The sequence below is a fragment of the Streptomyces sp. WZ.A104 genome (assembly GCF_002382885.1).
In the GTDB taxonomy this organism is placed as follows: domain Bacteria; phylum Actinomycetota; class Actinomycetes; order Streptomycetales; family Streptomycetaceae; genus Streptomyces.
Map to the genome: position 1 here is coordinate 22343 of NZ_NWVL01000089.1, position 6240 is coordinate 28582.

Below are 6240 nucleotides of genomic sequence, written 5' to 3' on the forward strand. Positions count from 1 at the left end.
TCGCTCTGGGTGCTGTAGTCACCCGGAGCGATCACCCAGAGCGCACAGCACGTTCATCGCGGGCGACGGGCCGTGGCGGGCCGGGGCGGTCACCCGGGGAGCGTCAGCTTCCGCGTGATCCGCCGCGCCGACGCCAGCAGTTGCGCCCTGACCTCGGTGGTCCGGTACATCCGGTCCGACCGGAAGGAGATGCCGAGCGAGCCGACCTGGCCACGGCTGTACACGGGAACCGCCGCACATGTCGTCCCCCGCGAGTACTCCTCCCGGTCCAGGGAGAGCGGCGCGGTGGGCGAGGAGTCGAGCTGCCGCAACAGCTCCTCCCGGCGCGTGATGGTACGGGGGGTGAGGTCCGACAGGACGTGCCGCGACAGGTAGCTGGCGCGCCCCTCCTCGTCCAGCTCGCGCAGCACGCTCTTGCCCAGCGCGGTGGCGTGCCCGGCGTCCTCGAAGCCCACCCAGACGTCCACCCGCGGGGTGCGCGGACTGTCGACGATCTCCACGACCCGGATCTCCCCCTCGTCGTACAACGTCAGATAGGCGGCGGCGGAGACGCTGTCGCGCAATGAGGACAGCAGTGGGCGGACGTGCTCCTGAAGCGACCTGCCGTCGCCGTCGGTACCCCAGCCGGGTTCCTGGCTCGCGAGGCCGAAGGCGCCGTCGTCCAGCTCCCGCAGATAGCCGTCCCGGGCCAGCTCGTGCAGCAGCCGCAGGGCGGTCGCCTCGGCCAGCCCGGCCTGCCGGGCCAGCTCCGGCACGGAGGCACCGTCCGGGTGCGCCCCTGCGGTCTCCAGCAACCGGAGTTCCCGCTGGACGGACACGGTGGGCTCGGGCCCGGCCTGGTCACCCATGCCCCCAGCATGGACCCCGTACCGGCCACCGGCAACGCGGTCTCCCGGCGGGCGGGAGGGCCCGAGCGGTCTCCGTACGGCTGATCAGCGATGATCGACAGGTGGCGGGAGGGGGCTTGCGGATTCGGTACGCTCTCGACGGACTCCGGGGTGCGGTCATGTCCCGGTCACCGTAGATCAGGGGGATGGTCTCGACTCGGACACGGAGGGCCCGCAGCCCTGGCTGGCCACCGCCTATGTGCCGGGACCCTCGCTCGCGCACGCCGTGTCCCGGCACGGCGGGCTGCCGCTGCGCAGCGTCCTGCTGCTGACGGTCGGCGTCGCCGAGGCCCTCGGCGTCATCCACGCCGCGGGCATCGTCCACCGCGACCTGAAGCCCGCCAACGTCCTCCTCGCCGCCGACGGCCCCCGTGTCATCGACTTCGGCATCGCCCGCGCCGCCGACAGCACCGCCCTCACCGGCACCGGTGTGAGCGTCGGCACCCCGGCGTTCATGTCCCCCGAGCAGGCGGCAGTCGGCACGGTCACCCCGGCCACCGACATCTTCGCCCTCGGCCAGATCGCGGCCTACGCGGCGATCGGCGCGCCCGCCTTCGGCGACGGGCCCTCGCACGCGGTGCTCTACCGGATCGTCCACGAGGACCCCGACCTCAGCAGGCTGCCCGAGGAGCTCCGGTCCCTGGTCAGCCGGTGCCTCAGCCGCGACCCGGCCGACCGCCCGGACCTGACCGAGGTCATCCGGCTGTGCCACGAGATCTCGCCCGAACCGCTGCGCCAGGGCGAGGACTGGCTGCCGCGGGCGGTCGCCGGGTCGATCACGGAGCGCCTTCGGATGCCCGCCCCCGCACCGACGCCGCCCCCGCAGCCGACCGTCGCGCCCACCCCCACCGAGTTCTCCCCGGGGAACCCTCCGACCCCGCCGCCGGGAGGGGTCCACTACACCCCGACCGGTTACGCCGTGGCCGCCGCGCCGACGCAGACCGGACCGGCCGCGCCGGGAGTACCCCCCGCTCCGGGAGCGCCCGGCCCCTGGTCGCAGCACACCCAGCCCCAGGGGTACGCCACACCCCAGGGGCACGCCACCCCGCCGCCGCACCACACATCCGGCTTCCAGCAGCCGGGGTTCCAGCAGCCCGGGTTCCAACAGCCGGGGCTCCAGCCTCAGGCCCCTCGCCCCAAGCGACGGACGGGCCTGATCGTCGCCGCGTCCGTCGTCGGCGCGCTGGTCGTCCTCGGAGTCATCGGCGCGCTGTTGCCGGACGACGAGAAGTCCGGCAAGGCGGACGACAAGGCAGGGTCGTCCTCCTCCAGCGGAACCACGAGCGACAGCGGTTCCACGGACAAGTCCCAGGACAAGTCCCAGGACAAGCCGGTCGATCCCGAGCCCGTCTCCTACGAGGGCATCGACCTGACGGCGAGTTACGAGCTGATGCTCGCCGACAACCCGCCGCGGCCGACGGCGAACGCGGGCAGCCGTGTCATCTACGGCGACGCGGACTTCTACTACTACCGGGACTCCCTCTTCGGTGACGAGCAGGTGGGCAGCGCCAACGGCAAGCTGGTCGTGCTGAAGAACACGCAGAAGGGCTCGTTGGAGGTCTGCCGCGACGAGACCCGCTACACCGAGAAGATCGGCCTCGACCAGCTCTCGTCCGGTTCGCAGGTCTGTGTGCTCAGCGACGCCGGGCACATCGCCGTGGTGACCTACCGAGGCAAGTCGGGTGCCGACGACCCCAGCCGCTACATCAGCATCGACCTGACGGTCTGGCGCAACGCCGAGGAGCCGAAGCAGAACTGACGACACGCCACTTGGCCCCGGCCGACCGGCTGAGCACCCGCTGCGACCAGTCCAGCGACGGGCCGATCGCGCCGCTGTACCTCGGACAGTCCTCCGCGGCGGCCCGCTCGGCTCTCCGGCCGGGGACGCGTGGGGCCCGCGCCGCTCAGGCCGCCCCCGGACTCCGCCCGTCCGGCAGGAACAGGACCGAGTTGATGTACCGCTCCCGGCGCGGTGCGAAGGCCCGGTGCAGCAGGCCCCGGTGCACGAGGTGCTCGGTCCGGCTCTGATGGGCCACCAGGTCGAACCCGTCGAGCGGGACCCAGTCGCGGTCGGCGAGGAGCCAGCCCGTGTACCCCTGGCCGGTCAGCGTGCCGACCACCGGCTCGATCGGGCCGAGCCGGCTCTCCAGCTCGATCAGCAGCGCCGGACGGTCACGGCGCAGCAGCTCCGCCGCGCCCAGCAGCGCGGCCGCCTCCCCGCCGTCCACGTCCATCTTCACGAAGCCGACCCCGCGCAGCCCCAGGCTGTCGACGGTGATCGACGGTACCTCCAGGCAGTGGGCGTGGATGTCACGGCGGGCCAGCGACGAGACCCCCCGGTCGCCCCGGTCGCCCTCCGGGAACCACAGCTGCGCCGTGCCCGCCCGGTCCGTCGCCGCGCCCTGGACCACCCGGACGTTCGACGGCAGCGTCCGCCGCAGATGCTCGGCCAGATGCGGCACGGGCTCCACGGTGACCACCTCCGCGCAGCGCGCGGCGAGCCGCCGGGACCAGGGGCCGTACCAGCCCCCGATATCGAGGGCGACGCTGCCCGGCGGGCAGAAGTCCGCGAGCCGCCGGAGCTCGGGCTCGAAGCGCGGATACAGGGCGACGGCGGCGGAGCCCACCAGGCGCCCGGGCAGTCTGGCCGCCACCGCCGCGGCGAGTGTGCTCACGTGGTCGAGGCCTTCAGCGAGGTCAGGAACCGCTCGTGGTCGTCGGCATCGACCTTTCTGCCCGAGGAGGGCAGAAGCTGCGGTATGCCGTCCACGATCGGGTAACTCAGGTGCAGCCGCGGGTTGTAGAGCGCCTCCTCCTCCGGAAGCAGGGCCAGCGGCCCCTTGTCGAGCGGGCAGGCCAGGATGGCCAGCAGCGGGTCGTCGGGGCGCATCAGCGGCTCCTCGGTGTCGTCGGGGTGAAAGGGTGAAAGGGTGAAGTGGCGAAGGGGTGAGGGGGAACGCACGGGCCGGTCAGGACGGTGAGGCGGCGGGCGGCGGATCGTGGCGCGGCATGGCCAGCAGGACGGTCAGGGCCAGCGCCGTCCCCGCCACCCGCAGGGTCAGCAGCAGCGGGTCGTCGGGCAGGCTCTCGCCGAACGCCAGCGTCCCGAGGACCGCGGTGAACAGGCACGTCACCGTCGTGCACACCGGCACGATCAGCGAGGCCCGGCAGCGTTGCAGCGCCGCCTGTGACATCACCAGACCGGCGACCGCGGTGAACAGCAGCAGATACGGGTAGGGCGACCCCAGCAGCGACAGCGCCGCCTCACCGAGATCGGTGCTGGTCAAACGGCTGGACGTGCCCTTGATCGCCAGGGAGCTGACCCCGTAGAGCAGCCCGACCGCCACCCCGTACCCGATGCCGCTGGTCGGGACCCGGTGCCGCTTGGCCGCCCGGCTCTCCACCCGTACGTAGAGCCAGACGCCCGCCGCGAGCGCCGGGACGCAGACCAGGAGCACCAGCATCCACGGGGCCCCGCCGCTCACCACGTCCTCGCCCTCGCGTACCGAGGCGACGACCATCAGCAGTGCGAGCAGGACCCCGCCCAGCGCATAGCGTTCGCGCCCCGACGACTCCTCGCCGAGCACCGCCGAGGACAGCAGCAGGAGCAGCACCAGACCCGAGACGAAGATGCCCTGGGCGGCCGCGATCGGCAGCGCGCGATACACGATCAGCTGGGCCCCGAACCCGGCCGCCAGCGCCAGCGCACCGACCGTCCACAGCGGGCTGGTGAGCAGCACCCGGACCACGTGCAGCGGCCGGCCGGCGGAGAGCGGGGGCAGCGAGCCGAGCGCCCGTTTCTCCACCACGAACCCCACGCTGTACAGCGCGTTGGCCACCAGCGCCGCCCCGACGCCCCACCACATCGCGCTACCTGCGCCGCGCGTGGGCGAGCAGGATGGAGGCCGCCCCGGGTACCGAACACGCCGCCCGGTCCAGTAGCCGCAGCGCACGCGGCACCCCGTGGAAGGGCGCACCGGTGATCCGTACGTCCTCGAAACCGGACGCCGTCAGGAACGAGCGCAGGGCGCGGGCGGTGTACAGCCGCAGATGGCCGACCACCTCGGAGCCCGGGCGGCCGTGGATCCCGCGCAGGCTGACCTCCGAGAACACCGGCTGCACCCCGGCCAGCAGCAGCGCCCGGTTGTACCAGGCGGCCAGGTTCGGGGTGGACAACATCAGATGGCCGCCGGGCCGCAGCACCCGCCGCAGCTCGTCCATCGCCTGGTCCGGGTCGACCAGATGCTCCAGGATCTCGCTGAACAGCACGGCGTCCGCGCACCCGTCGGCCAGCGGCAGCCCGCCGTGCTCCAGTTCGCCGCGGACCACGAGGCCCATCCGGGGCCTGGCCCTGCGCAGTGCGTCCTGCGACCAGTCGACGCCGATCAGCCGGTGCCCGGCGAGGATCGGGGCCGCCGTGGCCGCCGCCGTACCGTCGCCGCACCCCACGTCGACGATCACCTGGCCCGGCCCGTCCAGGGCGTTGGCCAGCAGGCGCGCCTGCCGTCTGCTGCGCCCGTCGCCCGAGGCGACGGGGACGGCCGGGTTCTCGTAGAAGTCCCGCAGCCCGGGCGGGGGAGGAGCGGTGCTGGTCATACGGCCTCCGAGGACGTCGCGGCCAGATGGCGGGTGAACAGGTCCAGCAGCCGTACGCCGTCCTCGTCGCCCAACAAGGTGCGCGACCAGCGCAGTGCCAGATGCAGCCGGCCGCCCGTGGACGCCGTCGTGAAGGTCAGCCCCCGGGGCATCCGGGCGGGAGCCGAGAACCAGACGGCCGTCGCCCGGCCCGCGTCACCGAAGTCCAACGGGTACGGAATCCGGCCGATGTTGCTCAGCAGGGTCGTCGAGGTCCATGGACCGGCCACCACCCGCAGCCCCCGGGTGAGGGCGGCACGGGTCGCGACGGGCAGCAGCGGAGCGGTCAACAGGGAGGCGGCCCGGCCCAGTTGTGGGCGCGGCTGCGCCTTGAGCACCCGGGTCCGCTCGGCCGTCGTGCGCAGCAGGGCCGCCACGTCCGCCCCGGGCGCCACCTCGGACGCGCTGAAGGGGACCTCCACCAGCCGGGTGCCGTTCCCGATCGGCATCTCGGGACCCCGGCTGCGGTCGTCGACCGGCATGGTGATCCGCAGCGGCCGCCGGTCGGCCCCCGGCGCGCCCTGCGCCCGGTTCCAGTCGGCGACCGTCAGGGCGGTGGCCACCATCAGCTGGTCGTTCACCGTGTAGGGCGCGCCCGCCTCCCGCCGCGGTACCGGGAGTTCGGCCAGGAGCTGCGCGTTGCCCGGCACCGGTGCGGGGCCCGGCGAGCCCGGCGCCACCTGGGCGGGCCGGGCCGGCACCGGGGTCCGGGAGCGCC

5 protein-coding genes and 2 pseudogenes are annotated in these 6240 nt (G+C 73.7%); 1 reads left to right on the forward strand and 6 read right to left on the reverse strand.

Features of this window, described 5'->3' with window-relative positions; all coding sequences use genetic code 11:
* Positions 1–89 precede the first annotated feature (89 nt).
* Complete coding sequence (locus CIB93_RS32380; protein WP_096632110.1) at positions 90–848, reverse strand: IclR family transcriptional regulator; 759 nt, start codon at positions 846–848, stop codon at positions 90–92.
* Between the two features lie 190 nt (positions 849–1038).
* Between CIB93_RS32380 and CIB93_RS39495 the strand changes: the two are divergent.
* A pseudogene (locus tag CIB93_RS39495) lies at positions 1039–2646 on the forward strand (serine/threonine-protein kinase); the annotation flags it as partial.
* Positions 2647–2791: 145 nt separating this feature from the next.
* Here the strand turns inward: CIB93_RS39495 and CIB93_RS32390 are convergent.
* The 5 genes and pseudogenes from CIB93_RS32390 to CIB93_RS32410 all read right to left on the reverse strand — a co-directional run.
* Positions 2792–3562, reverse strand: a complete 771-nt coding sequence (locus CIB93_RS32390; RefSeq protein WP_096632111.1) for an FkbM family methyltransferase — start codon at positions 3560–3562, stop codon at positions 2792–2794.
* The gene (locus CIB93_RS32395) at positions 3559–3777 is read right to left on the reverse strand and encodes a Trm112 family protein (RefSeq protein WP_096632113.1); all 219 of its coding nucleotides are present in this window, start codon (positions 3775–3777) and stop codon (positions 3559–3561) included. Before CIB93_RS32395 ends, CIB93_RS32390 begins: the two co-directional genes overlap by 4 nt.
* A 79-nt stretch (positions 3778–3856) precedes the next feature.
* Positions 3857–4753: a hypothetical protein gene (locus tag CIB93_RS32400; RefSeq protein WP_096632114.1), complete on the reverse strand. Its 897-nt coding sequence runs from the start codon at positions 4751–4753 to the stop codon at positions 3857–3859.
* 4 nt (positions 4754–4757) lie between these two features.
* Positions 4758–5483, reverse strand: coding sequence for a bifunctional 2-polyprenyl-6-hydroxyphenol methylase/3-demethylubiquinol 3-O-methyltransferase UbiG (locus CIB93_RS32405; protein WP_096632116.1), 726 nt, complete (start codon positions 5481–5483; stop codon positions 4758–4760).
* Positions 5480–6240, reverse strand: a pseudogene (locus CIB93_RS32410) (WS/DGAT domain-containing protein); the annotation flags it as partial. The gene CIB93_RS32405 and the pseudogene CIB93_RS32410, both read right to left, overlap by 4 nt.

Bases quoted from the DNA above. Each gene is read 5' to 3' on its own strand.
- CIB93_RS32380 (WP_096632110.1), bottom strand. From the start codon at position 848: ATGGGTGACCAGGCCGGGCCCGAGCCCACCGTGTCCGTCCAGCGGGAA.
- CIB93_RS32395 (WP_096632113.1), bottom strand. From the start codon at position 3,777: ATGCGCCCCGACGACCCGCTGCTGGCCATCCTGGCCTGCCCGCTCGAC.
- CIB93_RS32400 (WP_096632114.1), bottom strand. From the start codon at position 4,753: ATGTGGTGGGGCGTCGGGGCGGCGCTGGTGGCCAACGCGCTGTACAGC.
- CIB93_RS32405 (WP_096632116.1), bottom strand. From the start codon at position 5,483: ATGACCAGCACCGCTCCTCCCCCGCCCGGGCTGCGGGACTTCTACGAG.